The sequence below is a fragment of the Rhizobium sp. PL01 genome, from assembly GCF_033447125.1.
In the GTDB taxonomy this organism is placed as follows: Bacteria; Pseudomonadota; Alphaproteobacteria; order Rhizobiales; family Rhizobiaceae; genus Pararhizobium.
This window is the reverse complement of record NZ_JAWQUM010000007.1, coordinates 135,132-161,710: the sequence shown is the minus strand read 5'-3', so window position 1 is coordinate 161,710 and position 26,579 is coordinate 135,132. Positions and strand designations below refer to the sequence as shown.

The window sequence follows — 26,579 nt, the reverse complement described above, 5'->3', positions numbered from 1 at the left end:
TGGTCAGGGCGTCGGGAGCGGAGAAGGAATCCTCGGGCAAAAATTTGGACGGGTTTATCCTATGTCCGCAGCCAGATCGAGGCAGCCTTCCGACGCATCGTCACCATTGGGTAGCCAATCCCAGGACAAGAGTTTGAGCAACCGTCGAGTATTCCCGGCGCTCTGACCCATCCCGACCGTGACACCATGCTAAACGCTGCCTGCCACGCAGGTGGTGTTTTAAAGTGCGCCTCAAACCTTGATAATGGTCATAAGAGTTCTTACGGCCGATAGCCATCATCCGTTCATTCTGCCCATGTCGGCTATGAAGTCGAGGTTCATTATCGCTGGCATCCTTATTACGGCCAGAAGGTTTGTATTCGTCGCGTCGAGCAGCGAGCGACAGGGTTATTTCTAAAAGTTTTGGGACCTGCAGGTGTCGTGGTCTCGATTTCGGGGTGGATGGTTGATCCTGTGGTGTGCGGCGGCATGACCATGGGTCTTGCGCGTGTCGATCTTGCGGCCTTGGTCGAACTGAACAGGCTGGTCACCAGCACCGACAAGCCTGCACTCTTCCGGGGTGGACGTAGAATCACTCAGGAGGAAGACGATGAGATCCCGCAATACGCTGGTGCCGGCGTCAGCCCGGCAGCTCGACCTGATATTCAAACCCCGGACGCTCGACGGACTGAGCGACAAGGATCGCAAGAAGGCGGTATCAACTCTGGCTTGCCTGTTAATGCAGGCAGCCGGTCTGGTCGTCGAGGAGATCAACGATGACCAGCGCTGATTTGATTCCGACAGCGCTGCTCGCGCGCAAAGCCATCGTTTATGTGCGGCAATCTACGCAGTCGCAGGTTATGACCAATCTGGAAGGCCAGCGACGGCAATCTGGATGCCGCCAGATCGAAAGCGCGGCGCGGCGAATTGCGACTTTCCGTTCCGTTCGGCTACATTTGGCATCGGGATGCGGGGCTTGGACTGGACCCCGATCTGCGTCTGCAAGACGTGATCCGATCCATCTTCGCCCGCTTCCATGAGCTTGGAAGCGCGCGTCAGGTGCTGCTGTCGATGACAAAAGACAAATTTACTTCCCACGGCCATCGGATGAAGGGCGCATGACCAACTTCGTCTGGACACCGGTCCGTTATCGCAACGTAATCGGCATCCTCAAAAACCCCTTCTACGCCGGCGTCTACGTCTATGGGAAGAGTGAGAAACGGACTGCCATCGTTGATGGACGAGCACGTCGCAGCTATGGGCATGGCAAGCCGGTTGGTACATGGGAGGTGATGATCAGGGACCATCACGAAGGTTACATCACCTGGGATGAGTACGAGCGTAACCAACAGCAACTGGCGCTCAACAATTACGGCCGTTCGGGCGGAACTAAATCGAGCCGCGGTGGCAAAGCGCTGTTGTCAGGTCTCCTGACCTGCGGACGGTGTGGGCAGCGGCTGAGTGTTGCCTATACAGGCAATCCACACAGTCCTGTCTATCGCTGCTACAAGCAGAATCTGATGATGGGCTTGCCTCGGTGCATGACGTTCGGCGGCCTGAAAGTCGATGCGGCTGTTGCGCGCGAGTTGTTGCGCGCTGTAGAACCGTTAGCGATCGAAGCGACCTTTGAAGCAGAGCGGATGCACCAGGATCGGCAAGAAGACCAGCGCCACATTCACGACCTCGAGCTACAACAGGCTCGCTACGAGGCCAGCCTGGCTGAACGTCGCTACGCGGCATGCGATCCCGACAACCGTCTGATTGCTGCGCAGCTCGAGAAGAATTGGGAGACTGCGCTACGCCGCGTGCGGGATCTGGAAGTGCGCAAGCCTGCCGACACTCCCTCGATCATCGAGGTCGACCCAGGCACCTTCACGAACCTAGCCGATAATCTACAGGCTGCCTGGGATTCGCCCGATGTGACCATGCGCGTGCGCCAGGGATTGCTCCGTACCTTGATTGCCGACATTGTCGTCGATGTCGACGATGCTGTTCGTGACGTGGTGCTGACGATCCACTGGAAGGGAGGGCAGCATTCGGAGCTGCGAGTGCGCAAACCTCAGAGCGGAGAGCACGGCTGTGCCACCACGGAGGATGCCCTGGCAGTGATGCGCAGCATGGCTGGTCGCTGGTCCGATGAACATATCGCCGCGTCGCTCAATCGAATGGGCATGCCTACGGGACAAGGAAAAACCTGGACCGCACACCGCGTCTCTTCTGTAAGGCGTGTGCGCGCAATCCACGCTTACAAATCAGCAGACAAGGACGGCGACTGGCTAACCATGACAGAGGCTGCGGCTGCCTTGGGCGTGACTAATCATCGGATACGCCACCTGATCAAGACAAACGTGCTGTCTGCTGAGCAGGTGGTTCCCGGCGCGCCGTATCAAATCCGGAGCAGCGACCTGGCTTCTGCGACGGTTCAAGCCGCGATACCCCGCAAGTGTCGCCCGTGTCGCATCGTCGACACGGAGACGCTTCCAATGTTTACAGACACTTAAAGAAGGAGTGCACAATGACACAGGTCCGCCCAGGGGACGCATGGCACGCTCAGCGATATTGTTATCGATTTCGACACGGCCATCGTTGATGTAAACGCTCAGGGCTGCCCACCGCGAGAGGGCATATCGCATCGCTTCGGCCAACTTCTGCTTCTGTGGCAGCGTCGAAAGCGTATCTTCGATCCAGCCCTTCAGGTCCGACAGAATGGGCTTGGCGTGATCCTGGCGCAGTGTACGCCGCTGGTCAGCCGGCATGCCGCGGATGCGATCCTCAATATCGTAGAGCGCACCGATGCGCGACAGCGCTTCGTCGGCGATTGGAGATGGCTTCAGCTTGATCACATCATGGAACTTGCGGCGCACATGCGCCATGCAGGCGGCCTCGACGATCTGGTTGCCGTAGAGCTTCTTGTAACCACCATAGCCATCCGCGTGCATCACGCCGCTGAAGTCAGCGAGATGGTCGGCCGGATGCGCACCCTTCCGGTCAGGGCTATAGTAATAGGCGATGGCCCTCGGGGTTGGATCTTGATAGCCGCTGCCATCGAAGACATAGACCCAGACCCGCCCGGTTTTTGTCTTTCCTCGCCCCGGGTCGAGAACATCGACCGGGGTATCGTCCGTATGTATTCGGTCCAGCGCCGCAATATGAGCCCTGATCATGAAGACGAGCGGCGCCAGCAGAACGGACACGCGGCCGACCCAGTCGGCCATCACGGATCGGGAGATATCTATCCCTAGCCGGTCGTACATCTCGGACAGGCGGTAGAGGGGGATGTGATCGTCGAACTTGGCGATCATGATATGGGCCAGCAATCCCGGCCCGGGTTTGCCGCGCTCGATCGGCAGGGTCGGCATTTCGCCTGCAACCGTTGTATCGCAGTCCCTGCAGATCATGCGCTTTTCGACATGGCGGACAATCTTCACCGACGCCGGCACGTGCTCCAGCACCTGGACCACCCTGTCGGCTGCCTTCAGGAACGAGGTGCCACCGCAGGTCGGGCAATTGCAGGGCGCGGCGTAGATCAGCTCTTCAGTTGGAAGACCATCGGGCAATGGCTTGCGCTTCGGCTTCTCGGATGTGTCGTCCAACTCCGGCAGAGGAGTTTTCCCGGAGCGCAGTTCAGCCTCGGCACGGGAGGCCTCGATCTCCTCCAGCATCAACTCGAACTGCTCTATCTTCCGGTCGATCTTTTCCGAAGAGGCGCCATGCTGCCGATGTCGGAGCAGCTCCAGTTGCGCGCGAAGAAGCCCGATAATGGAGTCGCGCTTGATGACTTCGGCTTCCTGGCTCTCAAGTTTCGCCGCCTGTTCCGCGACGAGTGCGCGCAAAACAGATAGCTCGTCCTGACTGTGCAGAGGCGTTGTTTCCATGCCCGTAAACGTAGCCGATTTGCGCCAAAAAAGCCAGTATTTTGCCCGGATTTCCCTGCAAAATAAGCGTTTTAGCCCGTTCTCGACGGAGCCGAAGTCCACGCCGGCCGGCGCCAGTCGATCCCTTCCACGAGCATCGAAAGCTGCGCCTGCGTCAGGTGCGCAACGCCTTCTTTCGCCGTCGGCCAGGGAAAGTATCCGCGCTCAAGAACCTTGTAGATTAGCGCCATTCCGGTGCCATCCCACACCAGGATCTTCAGACGATCCCCGCGTTTGGACCGGAAGATCACCGTCACCCCGGAATGCGGGTCCAGCTTCAACTCGGTCTGCACCATCAAAGCCAGCGCCTGATGCCCACAACGGAAGTCAACCGGACGGGTTGCGATCAGGATCGGCAGTCGTTGGCCCGCGACGATCATGACGCTCCTCGCACAGCGCGAACCAGAGCGGCGACCCGTTCAACGGGCACATCATTAGGAACCCGCATCACAACGTCTGAGCCAATCTGCAACGTCAAAACCTGCACCCTCGGCCCGTCGGAGGCCAGCTTCGGCAGCGGCAAACGATTGATAGGCTCAGGCGGCTCCGCAGCGATTGCCAGCGGCACGAATGACGGCTCGACACCATCGTGCTCCGACGGCGTCGTTGCCGCCGCAAACGGCAGCACCAGAATGCCGTCGCGCACTTGACGTCGCCAATCGGAAAGCTGGTTTGCTATAACGCCGTGACGGCGCGCGACATCAACAACGCGAACACCAGGCTCAAAGCTTTCCGCAACGATCCGCGCCTTCACATCATCCGGCCAACGCCGGTTTCCGCGGCGCGGCTCGACAACTTCGTAGCGACCAACAAATCCATCATCTGCCATGCAAATCTCCAGATAAAACTGGAAACCTTCTCGCATACGCAGCAAGCCTCAAAATACACCCAATCCAATGGGGCGGAGACGGCGCTTACTGATTAACGAGCACGTGTGAGAGCCATGACGTGTCTACGCGTCGAGGATATCGGAGGCCTGCCGGCAGAATAACAAGGTCACTGATTTGGATCATGGTCACTGACCTGGCCGAAGGTCGATGGCTGACATGATGGCTCGGGTTGTGCGGCTTACAGAGCGGCCATAAGATTTTAGGATTTATCTGGATTTCTTTTCAGACCGATCGCAAATAATCCAAGCTGACTTTGGCGAAGGACGCCCGAAAACGTCCCGGGAAACGCCTCCGGATGGAGCAAGGGTGGCCCGGCCGAAAGTCGCAGCCTATTGCGCAACAGTTTGGAACGAAGCGCCCATACCGTGCTCGGTCAACAGATCTTGCACATCACGCAAGCTCAGCGGAAAGAGGGCGTTTGTAGTGTTGCGCGGTTTCGCTCAGTCCGCGGCGGAGGGAACGTGACGGTGCTTCCACGCCGAAGAACTCAATGCGACGCTGCCGTTTCAAGCTCCCGAGGTACCTCCGGCGTTTCATTTTCAATGATGCTCCAGAAAGAAGAAGGAAACCGTTTTGCAAGGTTCCCGTTTGTTTGAAGCGGCACGTTCCGTTCCTTGCCGTTCATCGGTGACTACTGGATAGCCCGCGCTCAAGCGCAAGCCGCGACTTTGGCGTCCTTCACACGAGGATAGTCATAGGTGTTCACCTTTGAAGTGATATAGCCAGCGCCAACCAGTGCCTCAGCAAGCTTGATTGCCGCTGTCACCCCATCGATCACCGGTACACCGGTTGCCTCACGCAGCCGGTCACAGAGGGTGGACATGCCGGCGCAACCGAGGATGATGGCCTCTGCCCGGTCTTCGCGCTTGGCCGCCTCGATCTCGCGGATCAGCAGCCGTTCCGCCTCGGCCGGATCCTCTTCCAGCCCGAGAACGGGAAGGTTGATGGCGCGGACATGGCGGCAATGGCGTTCCGCGCCATAGTTGCTGACCAGATCCTCGATGATGGGGACGGAGCGCGGTAGCGTGGTGACGATCGAGAATCGGCGGCTGATCGTCATGGCGACCTGCACGGCCGCCTGGCAGATACCAATGACCGGCCCACGGGCCACTTCGCGGGCAGCATGCAGCCCCGGATCGTCGAAACAGGCGACCACATAGGCATCGATCCCCAGACGTTCGCCCTTGCGGATTTCGTCCAGCATGCCGGGCACGGCCAGGGCTTCGTCAGCGCCGCCTTCGATGCTGACAGGCGTGCCAAGCGGATTGACGGCCGAGAGTTCGGTATCCCTTTGCTTGACGCGCAAGGCGCTTGCCAGCGCGTGGGCGGTCATGGATGCGGTGGAATTGGGATTGATGAGACGGATGTGCATGGAATGGAACCTTTCAGCGTCCCTCAATCGCCCTGCGGCTTGATGAAATCGGCAATGGGCGGAGCCTTCAAAACGAACTGACGGTCCGAGGTGATGTAGTTATCGGCATGCAGCCGGGCGATCGGCTGATACTGCTCGGGATCGACGTAATGTCCGTCAGCATCCAGGCACTCGCGCTTGACGTGCATATGGACGACTTCGCCGAGAACGAGCGTGCGGCGCGGATAATCGATGAGGCGCTCTACCCGGCACTCGAAAACGCAGGGCGATTCCGCGGCATAGGCTGCATCGATGTTGGTGCAGGCAGCGGCGGTAAGGCCGGCCATGGAGAGCTCATCCACCTCGCTCTCAAAACCGAGACCGCAAACCAGCATCTGCTGCGAAAGCGGCATGTCGACCATGTTGATGGTAAATTCCTGCGTGCGGCGAATATTCACCATTGTGTCTTTCTCTTCGCCGTTCAGGCGCGGCTGAATGCCAAGCACCACGATCGCCGGATCGTGCGAAAAGACGTTGAAGAAGCTCATCGGCGCCGCGTTGTTGTGGCCGGCCTGCGAACGTGTCGTCACCAGGGCGATCGGGCGCGGTCCGATGAAGTTCGTCAACAGTCTGTAGCGGCTTTGCGGATCAAGCTGGGTAAAGTCGAATTCCATTGCGCCGCTCCAGTTTAATAATCTACAATATCATTTCATATTGTCTACAATCCTGCAATCAAAATCGTGTTGTTACGGTTGACTTTTTCCACCGTTTCACGCTTGTCTAACCCCAATGGGGAGTGAATTTGATGACCGAACAAAGCGGCCCTTCTACACAGCAAATTGTCGAGAAAGTCTGGTTGTCCATCGCAGAGCGCAGACTTCGTCCAGGAGTCCAGCTCAAGGAAGAACAGCTGGCAACAATCTTCAATGTCAGCCGGGCCCGAATCCGCCAAGCACTGACGGTTCTTGAGCGTGATGGGCTTGTGACTATCATTCCCAATCGCGGCGCTTTCATTTGCAAGCCTTCGGTCGAGGAAGCGCGCGACGTCTTCTTTGTACGAAGGACGGTGGAGCGCTGCGTCATCGAGCGGCTGTGCGTGTCGGTCTCCAAGCCCAACCTGAAACGCCTGCGCGATCATGTCGCCAAGGAGCGCATCGCCAACGCCCAGGATATTACCACCGATATCATCAAACTCTCCGGCGGATTTCACCTGTTGCTTGCCGAAACCGTTGGCTCCGACTTCCTGTTCACCACCATGCGGGATTTGATCTCTCGCTCGTCGCTGATCACTGCCGTTTACCGCAACACCAACCGTTTCAACTGCGGACCGGACGAGCACGCTGAAATCGTCGATGCGATCGCCAGCAACAATGTCGAGAAGGCCACCCACCTGATGGCCCATCATCTCGACCATGTGGAATCCGAACTCGATCTCACCGAAATCCGCGACCTTTCCCACGATTTGCGCGCAGCTCTGAGCTGAGCCACAGACTTAAGCGCTCACCGGTTCGTCGACCGCCAGATGGCAGGCGACGCGCGTGCCGTTTGCGAGTGCGCGGACAGCCGGCACCTCAGCCGAACAGCGTGCGGTTGCAAGCGGGCAGCGTGGGTGAAAAGTGCATCCGGACGGCGGCTTGAGCGGGCTTGGGACTTCGCCTGTTGCCAGTTCTCTTTCACGGCGCGGCGCAGCGATATTGGGAATAGTCTGCAAGAGAAGCTGCGTATAGGGGTGACGCGGGCGGGCAAAAAGCTCTTCGGTATCGCCCTCTTCGACGATGCGCCCCAGATACATGACCGCGATGCGATCCGACATATGGCGCACCACGCTCATGTCGTGGCTGATAAATAGGTACGTCAAGCCCAATTCATCTTGTAGCCGCCGCATGAGGTTGAGAACCTGCGCCTGAACCGAAACATCGAGCGCCGAGGTCGGCTCGTCGCAGACGAGGAATTCCGGCTCGCTGGCCAGCGCGCGTGCAATCGAGATGCGCTGGCGCTGACCGCCGGAAAACTCGTGCGGAAATTTCTCTCCATCCGAGGCTGAAAGCCCGACGGTCAACAGAAGCTCCTCGACACGTTCGATAACTTCGGCAGCGGTGTCGCGTAGTTTCAGCTCGCGCAAGGGCTCGGCGATGATGTTCTTCACGCGCCAGCGCGGATTGAGCGAGGCGTAGGGATCCTGGAAGATCATCTGGGCGGAAAGCGGCGCCCCTGCCCTTCCCGGAGCAAACCTGATCTCTCCGGCGCTCGCCCGGTGCAGTCCCGTGACAAGCCGGGCCACCGTGGATTTGCCGCAGCCACTTTCACCGACGATGCTCAGGCAGCCGCCTGCGGGCACGGTGAAGTCGATATCGTTGACCGCTTGTACGAACTGGCGCGGCTTGCGCTCAATCACCCGGTTGAGCCATGGCGCCGAAACGTCAAAGGTCTTGACCAAACCTTTGACGGTCAGGGCCGGCTTTTTCTGAGCAGATACGGTCATGCTGTTCCTCCCGCGTTGAGCCAGCAGGCATTGGCGCTGTCGCCAAATGTTACAAGTTCCGGTCTTTCGCGCAGACAGCGCGAGCCGGCAGACACACAGCGCGGATTGAAGGCGCAACCTGTAGGAATAGCGTCGAGACGTGGCATCGAGCCGTCGATCTGGTTGAGTTTTTCCACCCGCGCACCGAGCGACGGGATCGATGCCATCAAACCCTGCGTATAGGGGTGGCGAGGTGCATGCAGTACCTGTTCCACCGGGCCGATCTCGATGAGACGACCGGCATACATGACAGCGACGCGGTCCGCCGCCTCGGCAATCACGCCCATGTCATGGGTTACCAGCATGACCGCCGTCTGCTTTTCCTTGCAGAGCCGGCGAAGCAGCGAAATGATCTGCGCCTGGATCGATACGTCGAGCGCGGTGGTCGGCTCGTCTGCGATGATCAACTTGGGGGAAGCCGAGAGTGCGAGCGCAATGACGACGCGCTGGCGCATACCGCCCGAAAACTGGTGCGGGTAATGATCAATCCGTTCCTCAGGCGCGGGAATCCCGACATCACGCAAGAGCTGCACAGCGCGCGCCCTCGCCTCTGTCTTGCTCAGCGACAGATGCAGACGGATCGTTTCCGTCAGCTGCGAGCCGACGGTGAACAGTGGGTTGAGCGAGGTTAGCGGATCCTGGAAGATCGCGCCGATCTCGCGCCCTCTGATCTGCTCCATGGCGCGATCGTCGAGCGTGTCTATCCGGCGGTTGCCCAGCCAGATTTCTCCACCGGTGATGCGGCCCGGCCGCTCAAGCAGGCCCTGGATCGCGAGGCCCGTCATCGATTTTCCAGCGCCGGATTCGCCGACAACGCCGAGGATTTCACCGGCTTGGATGGAAAGGCTGATATCCGAAAGCGGCGTCACGGTGCCCCGGCGTCCGGGAAACTCGACCTTGAGATTGCGGACATCGATGACCGCTTTTTCTGCTTCACCCATGGGCATCGACCTCTATCGGATAGCTTGGCGAGAAGATTTCCGAAACGGGCGCATTGGCCCAGCTTCGTTCCGGATATTTGGCGATCAGCCGGTCATACTGTGCCTGAGCCTGTACGCGGGCTTTTTCCATGTCGATGCCGGCAAGCTTGCGGTCGAGCATGGAGACGCGGCCATCGACGAAGACGGCGCGGGTAACCTTGCCGGAACCGCCGGTCACCAGCGTGGTGATGGGGTCGATGGACGGCGCCATGATGGTATCGTCGAGATCGAAGACGGCGATGTCGGCGCGGGCGCCCGGCGAAAGGTGGCCGAGATCCGGGCGTCCGAGTGCTCGGGCACCGCCGAGCGTGGCGGCATCAAAGAGATCTGCCGACCGCACCTGGTCCGGTGCACGGTCGTTGATGCGGCACGTGATGAGCCCGACCAGCAGGTTCATCAGCATGTCAGCAGGTGCCGTGTCGGTGCCCATGGCGATGTTGATGCCGCGCTTGCGGCAGGCGGAGAAGGAATTCAGCGTACTACCGCCACGGCTGGAGACCAGTGGGCAATGCACGATCGAGACTCCGTTTGCGGCATAGAGTGCCAGATCTTCCTCGGTCGCATTGGTGGCGTGCGGCGCAATCAGCCGGTCGCTGAGTAGACCTGCCTTGGCAAGCCAGACTGGGGCGGTCGAACCGTGCAGCTTGCGGACCGTATCAACCTCCATGGTGCCTTGCGCCATATGCAGGCGGAACTTGACACCCAGATCGCGCGCCGCAGCGTCGGTGCGCTGCAAAAGCCGAAGCGTCGATGTCTCCACCCGATCCGGCGCCAGCACGCCGCGCACGAGATCACCATGGCGGCCGGTCTGCCGCTCGATATAGGCGATGGCGTCAGCAAGCCCTTGAAGGCCGCGCTCTTCGTCGAAGACGGGAACGATCTCGCCGCGCTTTTCCAAAACCATGCCACCGGAGCGATAGGCGGGGCTCAGATAGACCCGCAAGCCGAGTTCGCCAGCGGCATCGGCAGCGGCATCGAATTCAGCGGCCGTTTCGCCCCATTCGCGATAGAACAGCGATGCGATGGGCGCCGCTGTCGTAATGCCGTTCAAAAGGAGCTGGCCAAAGGCGAAGCGCTTCTGGAAAGCCAGTTCTTCCTGGCTATACATCTCATAGGGACCTGCTTTGACGTAAGAGCGCGGCCAGACGCGACCCTTGGCCCAGCCGGGATGATTGTCGATACCCAGAATTGTCGTGTCGAGATCGGACAGTGCATCGAGATCGATCAGGCCGGGACTGATCAGGGCGTTGCCGAAATCGATGCGGCGCGCCACGTCGCCTGAAAACCGATGCCCGACGAATAGGATTTCGCCGTTCTCGAAGACAACCTCGCCGTTCTGCAAAAGCCGGTGACTGCCATCCTTGTGGCCAACCACCCAGCTTGCGGTAACGAGGGTACGGCCTTCGGGGCGGCGGCCAAGCGGGAGAGGTGCGAAGGCTTCATTCATCACGGCATCTCCACCACGGCTTTGCCCTGGCGGGCGGTGACTTGGCCTGCCTTCAGGACAAGCGGCCGCGGTGTGATATCAACCACCGCATGGGCGAGCGTCTCGCCGGCAAGCAGCGTCAGGTCGGCATCGCATCCGACCTCAAGACCGTAGTTTTCCAGACGCATCACATCGGCGCCGCCTTGGGACACGACATGCAGGACGTGAGCGAGCTCGATATCCGACCGCAGCCCGTTTTTCATGCCGATCACCTTTGCACGGTCCAGCATATCCGGCTGACCCCATGGACCCCAGGTATCGCGGATACCGTCACAGCCGCCGCCCACCCGCACGCCGGCTTCCTTCAGCCGCATGATCGACGGAACGTTGGCCGATGGTGCTCCGGTCGTCAGAATGGCGACATCGAGGCGGGCAATTTGCTCGATCAGCTTGCCGACCCGCAGATAGTCATTCATGCCGAGGGCGAAGGCGTGGCTGATCGCAACCTTGCCTTCCATGCCGTTGGCGCGAATGCGCTCGAAAATCAGCTCCATGGTGAAGGCACCGAGATCTGCGGCCTCATGCAAATGGATGTCGATGGGAACGCCATGCTTGATGGCGAGAGCAAACAGGATGTCGAGCTGACCCTTCGGGTCACGGTCAATACCGCAGGGATCGATACCACCAAGCACTTCACAGCCCTGGCGCAGGGCTTCATCCAGCAATTCCACGGTTCCCGGCATGACCATCACGCCGGACTGCGGAAAGGCGACGATCTCGATATCGATGATGCCCTTCAGTTTTTCGCGGGTTTCCCAGACGCCTTCGACAAGCGAAAGCCCATGTGTGGGGTCGATATCGACATGGCTGCGGATATGCGTGCCGCCGTTGGCGGCAAGCCCGATGGCATGGCGCATCGATTGACGATGCGGATCCATGCCGAGCTCAAGCCGGTTTTCACGTTCGAAATCGATCCGTCCGCGCAGGATTGCGGCGCGGTTATTGACATGCCAGGGCATGCCCCAGGTGGTCTTGTCGAGATGGGTATGGGCATCGATCAGACCGGGCACCGCAATGGCGCCGCCGCCGTCTTCGACGGCCATGCCAGGCTCGGGCTCAAACGTTCCGAAACCGGCAATCTTCCCATCCTTGATCAGGATATCGCAGTTTTCGCCAGCCATTGGCCTGACATTGCGGAGCAAAAGATCGTGCATGGAACTTACCTCAGTTTCGGATTGAGCGCATCGCGCAGCCAGTCGCCGAGCACATTGACGGTGACGACCAGCAGGCAGAGCTGAACGACGGGGAACAGGACGATCCACCAGGAACCGGAAAACAGGAACTGATTGCCGATGCGGATCAGCGTTCCCAGTGACGGCTGGCTTGGTGGCATGCCGATCCCAAGGAACGACAGCGTCGCCTCCGTCAAAATAGCCATGCCAAAATTGAGTGTGGCAGCAACCATGATCGGTGTCAGCGTATTGGGTAGAATATGGTGGGCCATGATACGCCGGGATGGTACGCCAATGAGTTTGGCCGCCTGCACATAGTCCTTGCCGCTCTCGACGATCGCCTGGGCCCGCACGGTGCGGGCATATTGCACCCATGCCGAAAGAGCGATGGCAAGGACAAGGACGGCCGATGCACCGATTTCGCGGAGGCTCTCAGGCAACATCTGGCGCACGACGGTTGAAACGAGGATCGCAACGAGGATCGTCGGAATAGAGAGCATGATGTCGCCAATGCGCATCAAAAGATTGTCGATGAACCCGCCAAAATATCCGGCAATCAGACCAGCGGTCAAACCGATGACCAGGGATAATGCCACCGACGCGATGCCGATGACGATTGAAATGCGCGTACCGTAGAGGATGGCCGAGAGCATGTCGCGGCCTTGCGTGTCGGTGCCCAGCAAATAAGGCCACTCGCCGCCGTCCTGCCAGATCGGCGGTAGCTCGGCCTTCCACATGTCGAGGAGCGCGCCGTCATAGGGATTTTGCGGCGCGATCAGCGGTGCAAAGATTGCTGTCAGGATGAGGATCGCCAGCAAAATGGCGCTGATCTGCGCTGATCTGCTCTGGCTGAAGGACCAACAGAGATCGCTGTTGCGGATGCGCTTGTAAAGCGAGGGACGAGCGGCCTTGGCCATGTGCGGAAGTTCAGTGGTCATCGAACCGGCCCCGTTTCTTAACGTGCGTTGCGCAGGCGGGGATCAATCACCGCGTAGGCGATATCAACCAGCATGTTGAGGACAACAAAGATGAAGGAAATAATGCAGAGGTAAGCTGCCATGACCGGGATATCGAGAAAGGTCACGGCCTGGATGAAGAGCATGCCCATGCCCGGCCATTGGAAGACCGTCTCGGTGATCAGCGCGAAGGCAATCAGCGCGCCGACATTCATGGCTGTCATGGTGACGACCGGCATGAGACAGTTGCGCAGCGCATGGCGGAAGTAGATGCGCCAGCGCGGGATGCCGCGTGCCCGGGCAAATTTAACATAGTCGGAGCGCAGCACTTCGAGCATTTCCGCCCGCACCAGCCGCATCACCAGGGTGATCTGATAGAGCGACAGGGCGATCGAGGGCAAAATCAGTGCCGCCAGTCCAGATGAGGTCAGGAAACCCGTGGACCACCATCCGATTTGCACCACTTCGCCGCGCCCAAACGCGGGCGCCCAGCCCAGTATCACCGAGAAAACGAGGATAAGGAGGATGCCGACGACGAAGCTCGGCAGGGATACCCCGACAATGGACAGGAATTGCAGACTTTCCGTGTACCATTTGCCGCGCTTGATCGCGGTCAGGATGCCCAAGGGAAGACCGAACAGCAAGGAAAGCACGGTCGCAACCAGAACCAGTTCCAGTGTCGCCGGGAACCGCTCGGCAATCACGGGCAGAACTTTTTGGCCATTGCGGTAAGAGACGCCGAAATCGCCCTGCACCGCGTTGGTGACGAAACGGACATATTGCGTTGGCAGACTATCGTTCAGGCCAAGGCGTTCGCGAAGAGCCGCCCGGTCGGCTTGAGACGTCTGCTCGCCAACCATCAGCTCGACCGGATCGCCGGCGAGCCGGAAGATCAGAAAGGCGAGCAAGGCGACGGACAGCATCACCAGGACTGCATTTCCGAGGCGCTTGATGATGAAGACTAACATGATGGCCTCTCCGCTTCGCTCCGGCCCACGGCAGACCTTGCCGGGACGGTTCGATCAATGACGTTCAGAGGCAGGGATGACCGTTTGTCGGCAAATACGAAGGCGCCTTTGAGTGACCTGTCCTTTACAGACAGCACACGATCTCAGCACCACCACGAGACGTACGCTCCTCACGCACAACCTCCCCTGTTCTCGTCGTACCCCATTAAGACAAGGTTTCGAAAGTTGTCAACGTAATTGTAGACAATTTACCCTAATTATGACGCCGTTTCCTCAACATTCTTATCGCTCCCTTCTGCCAACAACGGATAGCTTGGGGAAAACAATGCCTGCAGCGGCGGATGCTCCCAGCTGCGATCGGGATATTTGGCCATGAGGCCTTCGAACTGGATCTGAGCTTGCTTGCGGGCATCGTGCATATCGAAACCGGCCAGCTTTCCGTCGAGCATGGAGAGCCTACCGTCAACAAAGACTGCCTGGGTCACCTTGCCGGAACCGCCGAGCACCAGCGTCGTAATCGGATCGATGCTGGGCGTCATATGCGGGTCGTCGAGCCGGAAGACGGCAATATCGGCGCGCGCGCCGGCAGAAAGCCTGCCGATATCCGTTCGGCCGAGTGCCTTGGCGCCGCCGACCGTCGCTGCATCGAACAGATCGGCGGACAGCACGGCATCGGACCTCTTTTCACTGATGCGGCACGCGACGAGGCCCATGAGAAGGTTCATCAGCATGTCGGGCGGCGCGGTATCCGTCGCCATGCCGATGGTGATGCCGAGCTCACGGCAGGCAGCAAAGGAATGGAGCATGCTGCCCATCCGTGCCGACACCAGTGGCGAATGGGCGATGGACACGCCGTTGGCCGCGTACAGCTCTAGATCCCGCCTGCTCGCGTAGGTGGCGTGTGGCGCGATCAACCGCTCGCTCAAAAGCCCGTGGTTCGCCATCCATTGCGGGCCTGTTGCACCGTGCAGCCGTTGCATGGTCTCGAGTTCGAGAGGTCCCTGCGCCATATGCAGCCGTGCCCGGCAATCCAGATCGCTGGCGGCCGCCATGGTCTGCTTCAGCAGTTCCAGCGTGCATGTCTCCACCCGGTCCGGTGTCAACAAGCCATTGACGAGGCCGCCGTGACGCCCTTGCTGATGTTTGATGAAGGAAACGGCGTCGCGCAGACCCTGCAGTCCCTTCTCCTCATCGAAGACAGGCACCATCTTGCCCGGCGCCTCCAGTATCATGCCGCCGGAGCGATAGGCCGGACTGAGAAAAACCCGAAGCCCAAGGTCGCCAGCGGCATCCGCCGCCGCCTCAAATTCAGCGATCGTCTCACCCCATTCCCGGTAATAGAGCGAGGCGACCGGTGCGGCGGTGGTGATGCCGTTCAGAAGCAGAAGGCCGAAGGCGAAGCGCTTCTGGAAGGCAAGCTCTTGCTGACTGTACATTTCATAAGGGCCGCGCTCGACATAGGACCGGGGCCAGATGCGCCCCCTCGCCCATCCAGGCTGGTTGTCATGAACCAGGGTATAGGTGTCGAGATCCGAGAGTGCATCGAGATCGACCAGGCCGGGGCTGATAAGGGCAGTACCGAAATCGATCCGGCGGGCCACCTCGCCAGGAAATGTGCGGCCAGCGAAAATGACGGCACCATCTTCCATGACGATCTCGCCACGCGGCACGAGATGATGGGTCCCGTTACGCCAGGCGAGAACCCAGTCTGCGGTCAAGAGGGTGCGGCCCGCCGGCCGTCGGCCAAGCGTCAGCGTGTGTAGGGGATCGGATGTCATGGCATGTCCTGAAGCGACTAAAGAGAGTGTGGTTCAAATAAAAAGAGCGCCTCATGGGGCCATGAAACGCTCTTTTCCTGTCAAACTGGTCTTTGGACGATTATTTGCCCATCATGGTATGCCAGTGGCGCGGCTTGTTGTCGGCGCGGAAATCGACACTCTTGACCGTGCTCAGCATAGCCCAGGCGATCGGCTGCTGATGCAGAGGAATGAGCATGGTCTCATCCTTGGCGATCTTCAGGGCCGCCTCTTCGAGGGCAAGACGCTTGGTGTTGTCTGGCTCGTGAGCTGCCTGCTCGACCAGCGTGTCGATGTCCGGATTTGACCAGCTGCCGTAGTTGGAAACGCCCATCGCGCCCTTGCGGGTCGAAAGGACCTGCGACAGCAGCGAGTAAGCGTCGAGCGTCGGCTCGTTTGCCCAGCTCAGGTTGAACACGTCGGCCTTGCCGTTGCTGCGCTTCGGTGTCTGGACGGCGCGCGGAGCGATATCCATGGTCGGCTGGAAGCCGCCACGCTTCAACATGTTGACGATACCGGAGCAGATATCCTCTTCGTTGATGCTTTCGTCGTTCATGCACATGTAGCTGAAGGCGAGATCCTTCATGCCGGCGTCAGCCAGCAATTGCTGGGCGCGGGCCGGATCAGCGGGGCTGTAGGTATCGAGCGACTTGGCATAACCGGAAATTTCCGGAGCGATCAGCGAGCCGGAAGGACGCGCCAAACCACGCATCACCTTCTTGTTGATCAGATCGCGGTCGATGGACGCTTCGAACGCCTGGCGCACCCGCAGGTCATTGAACGGGTTGACGCGGCCGTCCTCCAGCTTTTCCTTGCGGTTGAACGCAACGAACACGGTCCGCAGTTCGGTTCTTTTCTTCACCGTAATCCCCGGCGAGGATTCCAGGCGTGGCAGATCCTGGATCGGGGCGGAATCGATCACGTCGATTTCACCGGAGAGAACGGCTGCAACACGGGTCGCGGCCGATGAGATCGGCATGAACTCGATACGATCGAGATTGTGCTTCTTTTCGTCCCACCAGCCATCATTGACGACGAGTACGGTCTTGCTGTCCGGCACGCGGCTTTCGAGCTTGAACGGGCCAGTGCCGTTGGTGTGCTGCGTGGTGTAGCCTTCGACCTTGGATGCAAAATCGGTCGGCTTTTCGCTGTTGTTGGCCTTCAACCATGTCGCATCGAAGATGAAGATGTTGGTGATGTCGTTGAGAAACAACGATGTCGGTGCGCTCACTTCAATATCGACGGTATAATCATCAACTTTGCTGACGCCGGCGAACAACGGGATATTGCCACGCAGCGGCGACGTCTCGTCGGAGGCGCGCTTGAAGGAAGCGACCACGTCGTCTGCCGTAAATTCGGCGCCATCGTGGAATTTCACGCCCTTGCGCAGGGTAAAGCGCCAATGCTTGTCATCGACCAGCTTCCACTCGGTGGCAAGCGCCGGTTCGATCTTGAAGTCCGCGTCGTACCGTACCAGGCCCTCGTAGATATGATTGAGAAAGGCGAGGTTGGACGTGGACGGAACGGAATAGGGATCAAGCGAGAAGATATCGGCCCGACCGCCCCAGCGAAGCGTTTCTGCGCTGGCAGGCGCAGCGATGGCAGCCGCAGTCAATGCGGCAAGAATGAAGCTTTTCATACGGGACATGTTTCCCCCCTTATTGATTGTTTACGAGCCTGCATGGCCAGGCCCTCAGGCAGAAGGGAGTATTGTTTTACGCCTCTCTATTGTCAATGATATTGTTGACAATTATCGTAGCCAAAATTCACGCTGCTTCGACAGCCGCGCAGGACTGTGAAAAATGGGAGAAAACGGGATGGGAAATTATCTGCTGCTTCATGGCACGATTGTCACGGTCGATCAGGAGCGCCGCATCATCGAGGACGGCGGCCTTGCCATTGAAGCCGACAGGATCGTCGACATCGGCACAGCCGAAGAACTTGAGCCTCGTCACGCCGGTAAGACAATCATCGACTGCCGCGGCAAGCTGATCATCCCGGGCCTGATCGACGCCCATGGTCACGCGGGGCATGCCCTCATCCGCAGTGTCGCCGCCGACACCAATGCGATGTGGATGCGCGTCGTCACGCCGACCTATTACCATTATGTCACGCGCGACTACTGGTATGCAGACGGACTTGTCTCGGGTCTTGAAAGGCTTCGTGCCGGCGTGACGACCGGCGCCAGCATCATTACGTCGATGCCACGGGCCGATGATCCGATCTTCGCCATCAATCATGCCCGCGCCTATAGCGAGATCGGGCTGCGCGAAATCATTTGCGTCGGCCCCTCCGGGCTGCCCTGGCCGCATCCGGTGACGCGCTGGGAAAGCGGCAAGCCCGAGCGCCGGCACATTGACTTCGAAGAAATGATCGAGGGCAGCGAAGCCGTCATCGAGGCGCTGCACGGCAGTGCCGATGGCCGTATCAACGTCTTCCTGACCCCCTTCACCATCGTCCCATCGGTTGAGCCGTCGAACGCGTCGTCCCCGGATCAGGCGGTCAAACTGACCGAGAACGACCGGTATCAGGCGCGCCGTGTGCGCGAAACTGCCAGAAAATGGGGGGTGAGGCTGCATTCAGACGCCTTTGCCGGCCAGATTCGCATGGCCTTTCAGGACAAGGAAAATGCGCTTCTTGGACCAGATATCCACCTGCAGCACTGCTGGGGTATCTCGCATGAGGAAATCGATATCCTTGCTGAAACCGGCACGCACGTCACCCATGCGCCTCCGGGGCGCTCGACGCCGATCATGGAAATGATGGCCAGGGGTATAAAGGTCGCAATCACCACCGATGGCGCAGCTCCGAGCCGGCATTTCGACATGCTGCAGACCGCGCGTTTGGCCCAGTTCACGCAACACCTCATCCACAATCACGACCGCTACCTGCTGCCGCCGGGAAAAATCTTCGAGATGATCACAATCGACGCCGCCCGCGCCATCGGCATGCAACATGAGATCGGGTCCCTGGAAACCGGCAAGAAGGCTGACATCGCCATCATCGACATGCGCAAACCGCACCTCATGCCCATGTGGATGCCGGTTCACCGGCTTGTTCATCAGGTCTTGGGAAGCGATGTCGACACCGTCATCGTCGACGGCAAGATCCTGATGGAGGGGGGCAAGGTGCTGACAACCGATGTCGACGCTGCCATCGCCTTTGGACAGGAAGAAGCGTTGGCACTGGCAGCGCGTGCCGGACTGCAGGCTCACCTGCACGAGCCAGGCTGGGGAAAACTGCAGCGCACCTTCGACGAACCCGTGATCCCGCCCCAGCCACCGCACTGTTGATTGGGTGAGGTGGCGCGCCGGCAATCTGCAGTCCGGAGAATAGCCGACACGACGTTTTCTTAGGCCCGAAGCGACCACTAATGCGATCTGCAGCATGTATTGGCCGATACCGTTCTGCGTCGTGCCCAAGATGGGTCTCACACCGGGGATAGATAAGTGATACCCGAACGGTGACCGCATTGTGATGATGACGGCATCTGCCGATGATGGCCAGGCAGCGGTGACCATCGCGATTTGACCATTGATACACAGACTGCTGTCACATCAACGCTTCGGCCCTAATTGCGGACGTCAACCAGTCGGCGGCGTTCACCCAACCTGACTTTGATCAAGCCGGGATCATTGACGGCACAATTTTTGGATTCAGCGACGATAGCTCCGCGTATATCCCTCGGTGCCAACACCAACGAATTCACATTTTTCGCTGAAGATTTCGAGAGTGAGCGTTCTGCGCTGAAGCATTTGGACGTTCTGTGTCGAGCGCGGCGTCCACCAAATTTGATGGACCGTATTTGCGCGCTATCAATAGCCGGTCATTTCAAGATATCCCCGGCCAGCGGCACTTCCCTTGAACGCAATCGGACCTTCCCAATAGGGTGTCGTGGTGGCCATCCAGGCCTGGTCGTTCAACGGCGCCGTTGTCACATCGAACCTGCGTTGGGGAATACGCACGCGCCATGCGACGGGAATCTCGCGAGTTCCAACACGCGCCGTGCGGACAGGGGTTATTTCCAGCGATCCGGGCGGCAACGGGGTTGGCGTTCCATCCGCCGAAATCCAGTTTACCGACGTGTATCCGTTCTGGCTGTTGCGGAGGCGAAACGCCATGACCTTCTCACCCGAATCGAGATGGAGCGAAAACCACTCCCATCCGGTTTGGTCGCTGGCCAAGGGCTGCGAGGACCACTCCCGGTCGAGCCATGCCTTGCCAGTGACACGAACGGTCTTTCCATCAGCGTCAATCGAGCCTGAGACATCGTAGAAGGGCTGCGAGTAGTAGAAGCTCGCCTGTGCACTCGCCGATTTGATGGAGTAGCCTTGTTCGCCCTGGAGAACGAGTGGGCCGTTGGCGCTCAGCGCGAGCTCGTAACCGAAATCCCTTCCGGTTGCGCGCAGGCTAACAATATCCAGTTGATCGGCTCCCGGTTTGGCCATACCCTTCATTTCCCAGTCGTCAATCCACGCAGAGAAAGGTTGAGCAATGGCACCTGCCTGGCCAACGCCGTCGCGTGAGAGCTTTTCCGCGACGAACTGCCGGTCTTTCGTGGTGAGACCGGCGTGACCCATCCAGATTTGTGGATCAGACCAGCCGCTCCCGGTCCCTGGTGCCAGAGCCGAGCGAAAGAGCGTCCACTGAACGCCATACTTTGTTCCTGCCTCACTTTGAAGGTTTGCCGTCACGTACCACCATTCGATCCGAAAATCAGGATGCGCGCCGTGATCGAGGGGAAACCGGAGTTGCACGTCCCGAGAGGGGATCGCGAATCCATCTGCGGTGGAGCCCAGCCCAGCGAACCCTTGGGCGGTGGCCTCTACCGGATGAGCCCATGGCCAACTGATACTGAGGAGAAGGGCCAGCACATATCTAACGTTCATTTGCAAAGACCCCGAGAAGGTCCGCCGGACGAAGTGTCGCCAATCTTCGCAGCGGGATGAAGATAGATACGCCAGATGCAGCAAGAGCCACCAGGGCGAGAACAGCCAAGTCCATCGGAAAAATCCGCATCGGCAAGCGCCACCCGAAAGCCGCGACGTTGACGATCGATAACAGCACCCAGGCCAGCGCCAATCCGACAGGGACCGCAGTGACAAAGGTTGCCACCCACAACGCCAGCGTTCGCAGCACCTCCAGGACGACGAGATCACGGCGCCTCACGCCCATGGCCCATACGGGTGCGAGTTGCGGCAGCCGGACGGAAGACAGGGTCAACAGGCTTGCGAACATCGCAAAACCCGCAACACCGAGCGTGAAGATATTCAGCGCGCCCGTCACCGCAAACGTCTGGTCGAAGACCGCGCGTGATTGCCGTTTCAGCGAGGCCTGGTCAATGACGTTTCCAAGTGGCAGGCCAAATTCGGAGCTCAGGCGATCCTTGAGCCCCGGCGCATCGGCCGGTGAAATGCGCACGCCATATCGCAGTTTCGCAACGTCCGGATAATGGGATGTCAGCGCGTCGATGCCGACAATAACTTGTTTTTTGGGATTACCATAATCGGAATAGACACCGACGATCGGCAGGACCCAATTGCCGGGCAAAGCAAGATCGCTTCCAAGGCTCAGGCCTTTGCGGCGCCAAAGCTGTTCGTTGATAAGCACGCCCTGCCCGGCTGCAACGCGATCCCACACGTCAACTGTACCAGACAGGAGCGGCCAGTGTTCGCGATAGGTCGGATCCTTGGCAGAAGCGCCAAATATCTGCAGCCTGTCTCCGAGCACATCGCCCTCGACGCTCCAGATCGGTAGCACGGCGGTGGAATGGGCCGGCAGCCATGCCCGCAGCCTTGACGCTTCATTCTCGTCGCGCGCGGTGACATACAGTTCAGCGGCAAGCCTCTGATCGAGCCAGCCGATAAATGTCAGCCGGAAGCTTGAGACCATTGTACCAACACCGACATTGGCAGCCAGTGCAAGAAGCAGCGCCATCAGGGCCAGGCTGAGCCCGGGTAACTGCTGTCGCGTATCGGCCCAGAACCAGACGGCGAGCGCGCGCGATGAGCGCTTCTGCAGGAACGCCAGGCATGCCGACAGGACGCCCGGCAACAGCAGCGCCGACCCGAGCAGTAAGGAACCGAGAACAGCCAAGCCGGCCACCAGCCCATGTCCAAAACTGGCCAGCACGCCCGACAAGGTCAGCAACGCCAGTCCGGCCAGGAGCTGCAACCTGATGCCCGTCGCCGTCGCCCGCACCCAGGCGCGTGGCTGTGCTGCCATCAAAAGCGGCATATTCCGGACGCGCCATAGACTTTGAGCCGACGAACCCATCGTTCCGGCAATTGCGATACCAAGACCAGTTGCCCACCATTCTGGTCGCACGGTCAGCGTGCCCGGAACACTCGCCCCATAGAGGCCTTGCAGGGTCGCTGCCACACCTGGCAGCAACAGGGATGCGACGCCATATCCAATCACCACCCCGACAATCCCGGCGAGAAAGGACAAGACCAGCAATTCCGTCATCAAAAGCAGCGTCAGCGAGGACAGCGACAAGCCCAGCGAGCGCAATGTCCTGAATGTTGCCCTGCGCTGCTCGAAGGCAAGACCAATAGTGGCATAGACGATGAACAGGCCGACGGCAAAGGCGAGGAAGCCAAACGCGCTCAGGTTCAAGTGGAAGCTGTCAGTCAGTTGGGCGATGTCCGTCTGTTCGCCTGCCGGCTTGACGACGAGATCGGGCGCGAGCGTGACGAGCGAAGGGAGGTCCGGCCGCTGGACCTGCGCAACCACAAGCCGGCTCAGTCCACCATGCTTTTCCAGAACATGGTCTGCCATGCTGATATCGGTAAAGGCTGCTCCGTCCGGCATGTCGGGCAAAATCTTGATCTGCATCACGGTATGTCCCTCAAGCTTAAGGGCCGTGGCTGGGGAGACCATCAGGACGCCCGGCCGCGAGAGGAAAGCGGCAAGATCCTTCGGGCCAACGGAGCCAGCACCACTTCCCTTCGCCGGCATCGTCAGGGGATCAACACCGATCAGGCGCAACCGCGTATTGCCGAAACGATAATCGCCTTCGATGACAGGCGAGACATCCCAGCCTGCCCGTCTCAATCTGGCATAGCTGCTTTGCTCAATTGAACTGCCGTTGCGCGACACCAATTGCGTCAGCGCGCTCTGATCAAGCACCGAGGCGGCACGCGCGTAACTTGCGCGCGCCTCCGCATTGATTGCCTGGACACCCGAGAAAAGGGCCGTTGCCAGGGAGAGGCCGAGAATGAGGGTCGCGAGTTGCAGAGGACGCCGCCTCCAGTGCGATAGGAGAGCCAGTCCGGCGGTCCAGAGCATCAGGTGATCTTTCCCGCGTGTAAGTGCACAGTCCGGTCAAGCTTTCGCGCCAGGCGGGAGGAATGGGTTACCATCAAAAGTGCAGCGCCCGCTGTCTTGGTCAGCGACAGCATAATATCAAGCACGGCGTCCCCCGTTTCCTCATCGAGATTACCGGTTGGCTCGTCGGCAAGAAAGAGCTTTGGCCGCGCGGCCAGTGTTCTGCCGATTGCCACCCTCTGCTGCTGGCCCCCCGAAAGTTGCTCGGGATATCGGGCCAAGAGCATGTCGATCCCAAGCCGCTCCACCAGTTGCCGTTCCCATTCCCGGTCGTGGCGGCGGGCAAGTTTGGCGTGAAAAGAAATATTGGCCGCAACGTCGAGCGATGGGATCAGATTGAACTGCTGGAACACCAGTCCCACGGAAAGGCGGCGATATTCTGCCCTTCCCCGGTCATCAAGAGCAGCAATATCGTCCCCGGCACAAAGAATTTGACCCGCATCGGGATCATCAAGTCCGCCTGCGAGATGAAGCAGGGTACTCTTACCGCTGCCAGATTCTCCGGTCAGCGCGACACTTTCGCCAGCGTCGAGGTCAAAGTCGATGCTCTTCAATATCTCAAGCCGCCCCTCGGCGGTGATGTAGGATTTGCTGACGTTTCGAAGGGAGAGCATGATGGAGCTCGAATTGTTCGATGAGGGCATTGGACTATGTAGGCACAATGGTCTGTTTTGTAACCTGTGCGGGCTGCAATTTCCTGCAGCCAAATGGCGCCTGAGGAACACCGCTTTCGCCAAGACGCTTGGATAAATTGTAGGGTTGCGAAACGGACCGCGTCGCTGCAATTGGCAGCGCTATATCTCTATATTTGAGATAACATCCCCATTTGCGCGTCACCTATGACCTGTTCAAGACCACGTGTGATCTCCGTTTCCTCGTTGAGGAAGACAGGCTCGCCGTTGCGCGCAAGATTGCCAGTGACACCGCTGGACCGGAACGCTCAATGCCATTTGATATCCTGTTCGATGTTGGCCTGATCAGAATGCCGGCTTTCTCTGCGCCGATCTCGAAAAACCCGCCCGCCTCAAGGGGCATACTGATGGATCGCGCGTGACCGCCACTACATGATCGCAGTTTCAAGATGACGATGACAATCAGGCGCAGGATTGACGTCGAAGACCGGCGACAACCGCCCGCGACCCGCACCGACATAAGGGTCCAATGGCATGGTTCGTAGAGGTCAGACGCAGGAAGAGCTCCCTGAAATCTGCCTGCGGGTCGGCCGCATATGCTCGGACGAAATCGACGATCTCGGCATAGCAGTCAAGTTCAGTCCCGTTCTTTCCAAAAAACTTGTTTTGGCAGAGATATAGGAAACGCGCGCCGAACGCGCCGGGCTTTGTCGATGTGTCCAGTGACGTCAGGACGTTAACGACGTCTCCTGATGACAGGCTGTCCGCTTCGCTTGCTTCGGGGACAACGGGTGAAGCTATTCTTTCCCAAATGATGTCAGAGATTACGAGAACTTTCCCGCGCCGACTCGAACCCGCGCGAGATTTGATAGTCGAATATTTGCTCGAGAAGGCAATGACGAACCCGCCGGCCGGAGGGCGCGCCAGCTTGCGACAACGTCGTCAACTGTCGCCGTCCTCCGGTGAGCTGTGCGTTGGCTTGCAACCGATCCGTCTTTGCCGGCCTGCAGTGCTTAAAAACCGCAGTACACTCAACATCACCGCCACAGGCACAACCTGGCAAAAAGCCGTCACCGAGGGGTGACGGCTTTTTGTTGTTATCGAAGGAAGAGTTCAAAGACGGACGGAGCGTAGTAGTAGCCGTCGCTGTGGCGCCGGTACCCACGGCGATGCTCGCGGTAGCCACGATGACCATTCCAGTATCCGCGGCGGTCATCCCGACGGTAATCCCTCCTATCGCGATCGTAGCGATTACTATGACGCCCCGCGCGGTCCTGGCGGTCATATTGACGGTCCCGCCAACGAGGCTGATCGTCGTCGCGGTGACGATACTGAGCGAGTTGCACATCTGAGGTGACCTGTGCCCGCGCCACCGGCCCAGCGGACGCCGGATTAAATGATGTCAATCCAACAACCACCGCTATGGCGGCTCCGCTCAATGCTGAAACAATTCTATTCATGATCCATCCTTTTAACGTTTCGATGGACCCTGCACGTTCCACCATGAACGCCATATGAACCCCTCGTTCATGTAAAATTCCGAAAAGCCATGTCGATTGAGATACTTGCGGCTGGATCGTTCGCCTGATGACCCTACCGCACCGATATAAGGCGCCACAGTCCAACCCGGCCGACACCAACGGTGCTGGTCACCGAACTGCAAAGCTTCTCGCAGGAAATGTCCTCATCAGGGCGACGGCGCGGGAACAAATAATCTGGATTCGGGTTAGTTGAGTTCAACCCACCCGAGGAGTAGAAAATGGATCATACCAATCACGTTCGCCTTGAATCTTCCGAACTCACGCCTTCCGTCCTGGAAGGGGCGACGATTTATGGCGCAGATGACCACAAGGTAGGCAAGCTGGATCATATTCACGGTGCAGGTACTGGCAGCACAGCGGTGATCGATGTCGGCGGTTTTCTCGGAATCGGAGCAAAGCCGGTCGGCGTGCCGCTCACCGACCTCGAATTCATGCGGGACGAAGACGGCGACGTCCATGCCGTGACGACCTGGACGAAGGATCAACTGAAGGAGATGCCCGAGCATCACCACTAAAGTTAAAGCCCGGCCATTGTGCCGGGCTTTTTTTTACAGCTCGGCCGGGCGTAATCCGGCCGTCGAAAACAGCAAACGATTTGTCAAAGTGCACGACAAATTCCCAGTGGGAATGAGAGGCGCGAATAAAAGCGCGACGCAGCGTTTATCCCGTCTGCGTCTCTTGCAAGACGTCACCCGGCAAAACGTCACCCGGCCGCGGACTTCAACGTGACTGTTCAAGGAACCTAATACTCTCAGGATGATGTTCGGTCTCGTCGCCGTTCTTCTTTTGAACCAAAAAACGAGGAAATCATTCCAAGCGCTTCCTTTCACTCGCATTCTTGATAGAAGAATTCAGATTCTCATTTTCATAAATGTCTAAGAGTGCTTCGTTTTGACGGCCTTTTCAGGCCAATTACGGTTACGCCAGAATCCCACCGACGGTATTGCGGCATGTGCCGGGACTTTTGCGTCATCCATCGGCGGCACGTCCGGCTCGTGCTCCAGTATCGCAAATCGGGTCTGGAACCTTTGGCCGCTGAGAGGGTTATGTGTCCGCAACTGCGG

At 59.0% G+C, this 26,579-nt stretch carries 20 protein-coding genes and 2 pseudogenes; 5 read left to right on the top strand and 17 right to left on the bottom strand.

Features of this window, described 5'->3' with window-relative positions; genetic code table 11:
• Positions 1–589 precede the first annotated feature (589 nt).
• Both R6X40_RS17805 and R6X40_RS17800 read left to right on the top strand, forming a co-directional pair.
• Complete coding sequence (locus tag R6X40_RS17805) at positions 590–769, top strand: hypothetical protein (RefSeq protein ID WP_318415146.1); 180 nt, start codon at positions 590–592, stop codon at positions 767–769.
• Positions 756–2,480 (top strand): annotated as a pseudogene (locus tag R6X40_RS17800) (recombinase family protein). Before R6X40_RS17805 ends, R6X40_RS17800 begins: the two are co-directional and overlap by 14 nt.
• 27 nt (positions 2,481–2,507) lie before the next feature.
• On the opposite strand, the pseudogene tnpC reads toward R6X40_RS17800, so the two are convergent.
• The 5 genes and pseudogenes from tnpC to R6X40_RS17775 all read right to left on the bottom strand — a co-directional run.
• Positions 2,508–3,854 (bottom strand): annotated as a pseudogene (gene tnpC / locus R6X40_RS17795) (IS66 family transposase); the annotation flags it as partial.
• A gap of 71 nt (positions 3,855–3,925) precedes the next feature.
• Positions 3,926–4,273, bottom strand: coding sequence for an IS66 family insertion sequence element accessory protein TnpB (gene tnpB / locus R6X40_RS17790; RefSeq protein WP_318415145.1), 348 nt, complete (start codon positions 4,271–4,273; stop codon positions 3,926–3,928).
• Complete coding sequence (tnpA, locus tag R6X40_RS17785) at positions 4,270–4,722, bottom strand: IS66-like element accessory protein TnpA (protein ID WP_318415144.1); 453 nt, start codon at positions 4,720–4,722, stop codon at positions 4,270–4,272. The genes tnpB and tnpA overlap by 4 nt, the downstream gene beginning before the upstream one ends.
• 710 nt (positions 4,723–5,432) lie before the next feature.
• The gene (locus tag R6X40_RS17780; protein WP_318415143.1) at positions 5,433–6,155 is read right to left on the bottom strand and encodes an aspartate/glutamate racemase family protein; all 723 of its coding nucleotides are present in this window, start codon (positions 6,153–6,155) and stop codon (positions 5,433–5,435) included.
• 23 nt (positions 6,156–6,178) lie between these two features.
• A complete protein-coding gene (locus R6X40_RS17775; RefSeq protein ID WP_318415142.1) occupies positions 6,179–6,808 on the bottom strand; it encodes a flavin reductase family protein in 630 nt (209 codons plus the stop codon).
• Between the two features lie 131 nt (positions 6,809–6,939).
• On the opposite strand from R6X40_RS17775, the gene R6X40_RS17770 reads away from it, so the two are divergent.
• Positions 6,940–7,617 carry a GntR family transcriptional regulator gene (locus tag R6X40_RS17770; RefSeq protein WP_318415141.1) on the top strand — a complete coding sequence of 226 codons (678 nt, stop codon included), beginning with the start codon at positions 6,940–6,942 and terminating at the stop codon, positions 7,615–7,617.
• Between the two features lie 9 nt (positions 7,618–7,626).
• On the opposite strand, the gene R6X40_RS17765 is transcribed toward R6X40_RS17770, so the two are convergent.
• From R6X40_RS17765 to R6X40_RS17730, 8 genes are all read right to left on the bottom strand, one after another.
• Positions 7,627–8,616: an oligopeptide/dipeptide ABC transporter ATP-binding protein gene (locus tag R6X40_RS17765; protein ID WP_318415140.1), complete on the bottom strand. Its 990-nt coding sequence runs from the start codon at positions 8,614–8,616 to the stop codon at positions 7,627–7,629.
• The gene (locus R6X40_RS17760; RefSeq protein WP_318415139.1) at positions 8,613–9,596 is read right to left on the bottom strand and encodes an ABC transporter ATP-binding protein; all 984 of its coding nucleotides are present in this window, start codon (positions 9,594–9,596) and stop codon (positions 8,613–8,615) included. Before R6X40_RS17760 ends, R6X40_RS17765 begins: the two co-directional genes overlap by 4 nt.
• On the bottom strand, positions 9,589–11,082 hold the full coding sequence (locus R6X40_RS17755) for an amidohydrolase family protein (RefSeq protein ID WP_318415137.1): 1,494 nt from the start codon (positions 11,080–11,082) through the stop codon (positions 9,589–9,591). The genes R6X40_RS17760 and R6X40_RS17755 overlap by 8 nt, the downstream gene beginning before the upstream one ends.
• Positions 11,082–12,275: an amidohydrolase family protein gene (locus tag R6X40_RS17750; RefSeq protein WP_318415136.1), complete on the bottom strand. Its 1,194-nt coding sequence runs from the start codon at positions 12,273–12,275 to the stop codon at positions 11,082–11,084. Before R6X40_RS17750 ends, R6X40_RS17755 begins: the two co-directional genes overlap by 1 nt.
• A 5-nt stretch (positions 12,276–12,280) precedes the next feature.
• The gene (locus tag R6X40_RS17745) at positions 12,281–13,231 is read right to left on the bottom strand and encodes an ABC transporter permease (RefSeq protein WP_318415134.1); all 951 of its coding nucleotides are present in this window, start codon (positions 13,229–13,231) and stop codon (positions 12,281–12,283) included.
• Between the two features lie 17 nt (positions 13,232–13,248).
• Positions 13,249–14,217, bottom strand: a complete 969-nt coding sequence (locus tag R6X40_RS17740; protein ID WP_318415132.1) for an ABC transporter permease — start codon at positions 14,215–14,217, stop codon at positions 13,249–13,251.
• 257 nt (positions 14,218–14,474) lie between these two features.
• Complete coding sequence (locus R6X40_RS17735; RefSeq protein WP_318415130.1) at positions 14,475–15,995, bottom strand: amidohydrolase family protein; 1,521 nt, start codon at positions 15,993–15,995, stop codon at positions 14,475–14,477.
• 100 nt (positions 15,996–16,095) lie between these two features.
• Positions 16,096–17,661, bottom strand: a complete 1,566-nt coding sequence (locus R6X40_RS17730) for an ABC transporter substrate-binding protein (protein ID WP_318415128.1) — start codon at positions 17,659–17,661, stop codon at positions 16,096–16,098.
• A 169-nt stretch (positions 17,662–17,830) separates the two neighbouring features.
• Here R6X40_RS17730 and R6X40_RS17725 point away from each other — a divergent pair, with 169 nt between their 5' ends.
• Positions 17,831–19,306: an amidohydrolase family protein gene (locus R6X40_RS17725; protein WP_318415126.1), complete on the top strand. Its 1,476-nt coding sequence runs from the start codon at positions 17,831–17,833 to the stop codon at positions 19,304–19,306.
• A gap of 522 nt (positions 19,307–19,828) precedes the next feature.
• Here the strand turns inward: R6X40_RS17725 and R6X40_RS17720 are convergent.
• The 4 genes from R6X40_RS17720 to R6X40_RS17705 form a co-directional block, all read right to left on the bottom strand.
• A complete protein-coding gene (locus R6X40_RS17720) occupies positions 19,829–20,902 on the bottom strand; it encodes a lipocalin-like domain-containing protein (protein WP_318415124.1) in 1,074 nt (357 codons plus the stop codon).
• Positions 20,892–23,303, bottom strand: a complete 2,412-nt coding sequence (locus tag R6X40_RS17715; RefSeq protein ID WP_318415122.1) for an ABC transporter permease — start codon at positions 23,301–23,303, stop codon at positions 20,892–20,894. The genes R6X40_RS17720 and R6X40_RS17715 overlap by 11 nt, the downstream gene beginning before the upstream one ends.
• Positions 23,303–23,959: an ABC transporter ATP-binding protein gene (locus R6X40_RS17710; protein WP_318415301.1), complete on the bottom strand. Its 657-nt coding sequence runs from the start codon at positions 23,957–23,959 to the stop codon at positions 23,303–23,305. The genes R6X40_RS17715 and R6X40_RS17710 overlap by 1 nt, the downstream gene beginning before the upstream one ends.
• 1,112 nt (positions 23,960–25,071) lie before the next feature.
• Positions 25,072–25,488, bottom strand: coding sequence for a hypothetical protein (locus R6X40_RS17705; protein ID WP_318415120.1), 417 nt, complete (start codon positions 25,486–25,488; stop codon positions 25,072–25,074).
• Positions 25,489–25,733: 245 nt separating this feature from the next.
• Between R6X40_RS17705 and R6X40_RS17700 the strand changes: the two genes are divergently transcribed.
• Entirely contained in the window at positions 25,734–26,030 is a 297-nt protein-coding gene (locus R6X40_RS17700; protein ID WP_318415119.1) for a PRC-barrel domain-containing protein, read from the top strand.
• Positions 26,031–26,579: the final 549 nt, after the last annotated feature.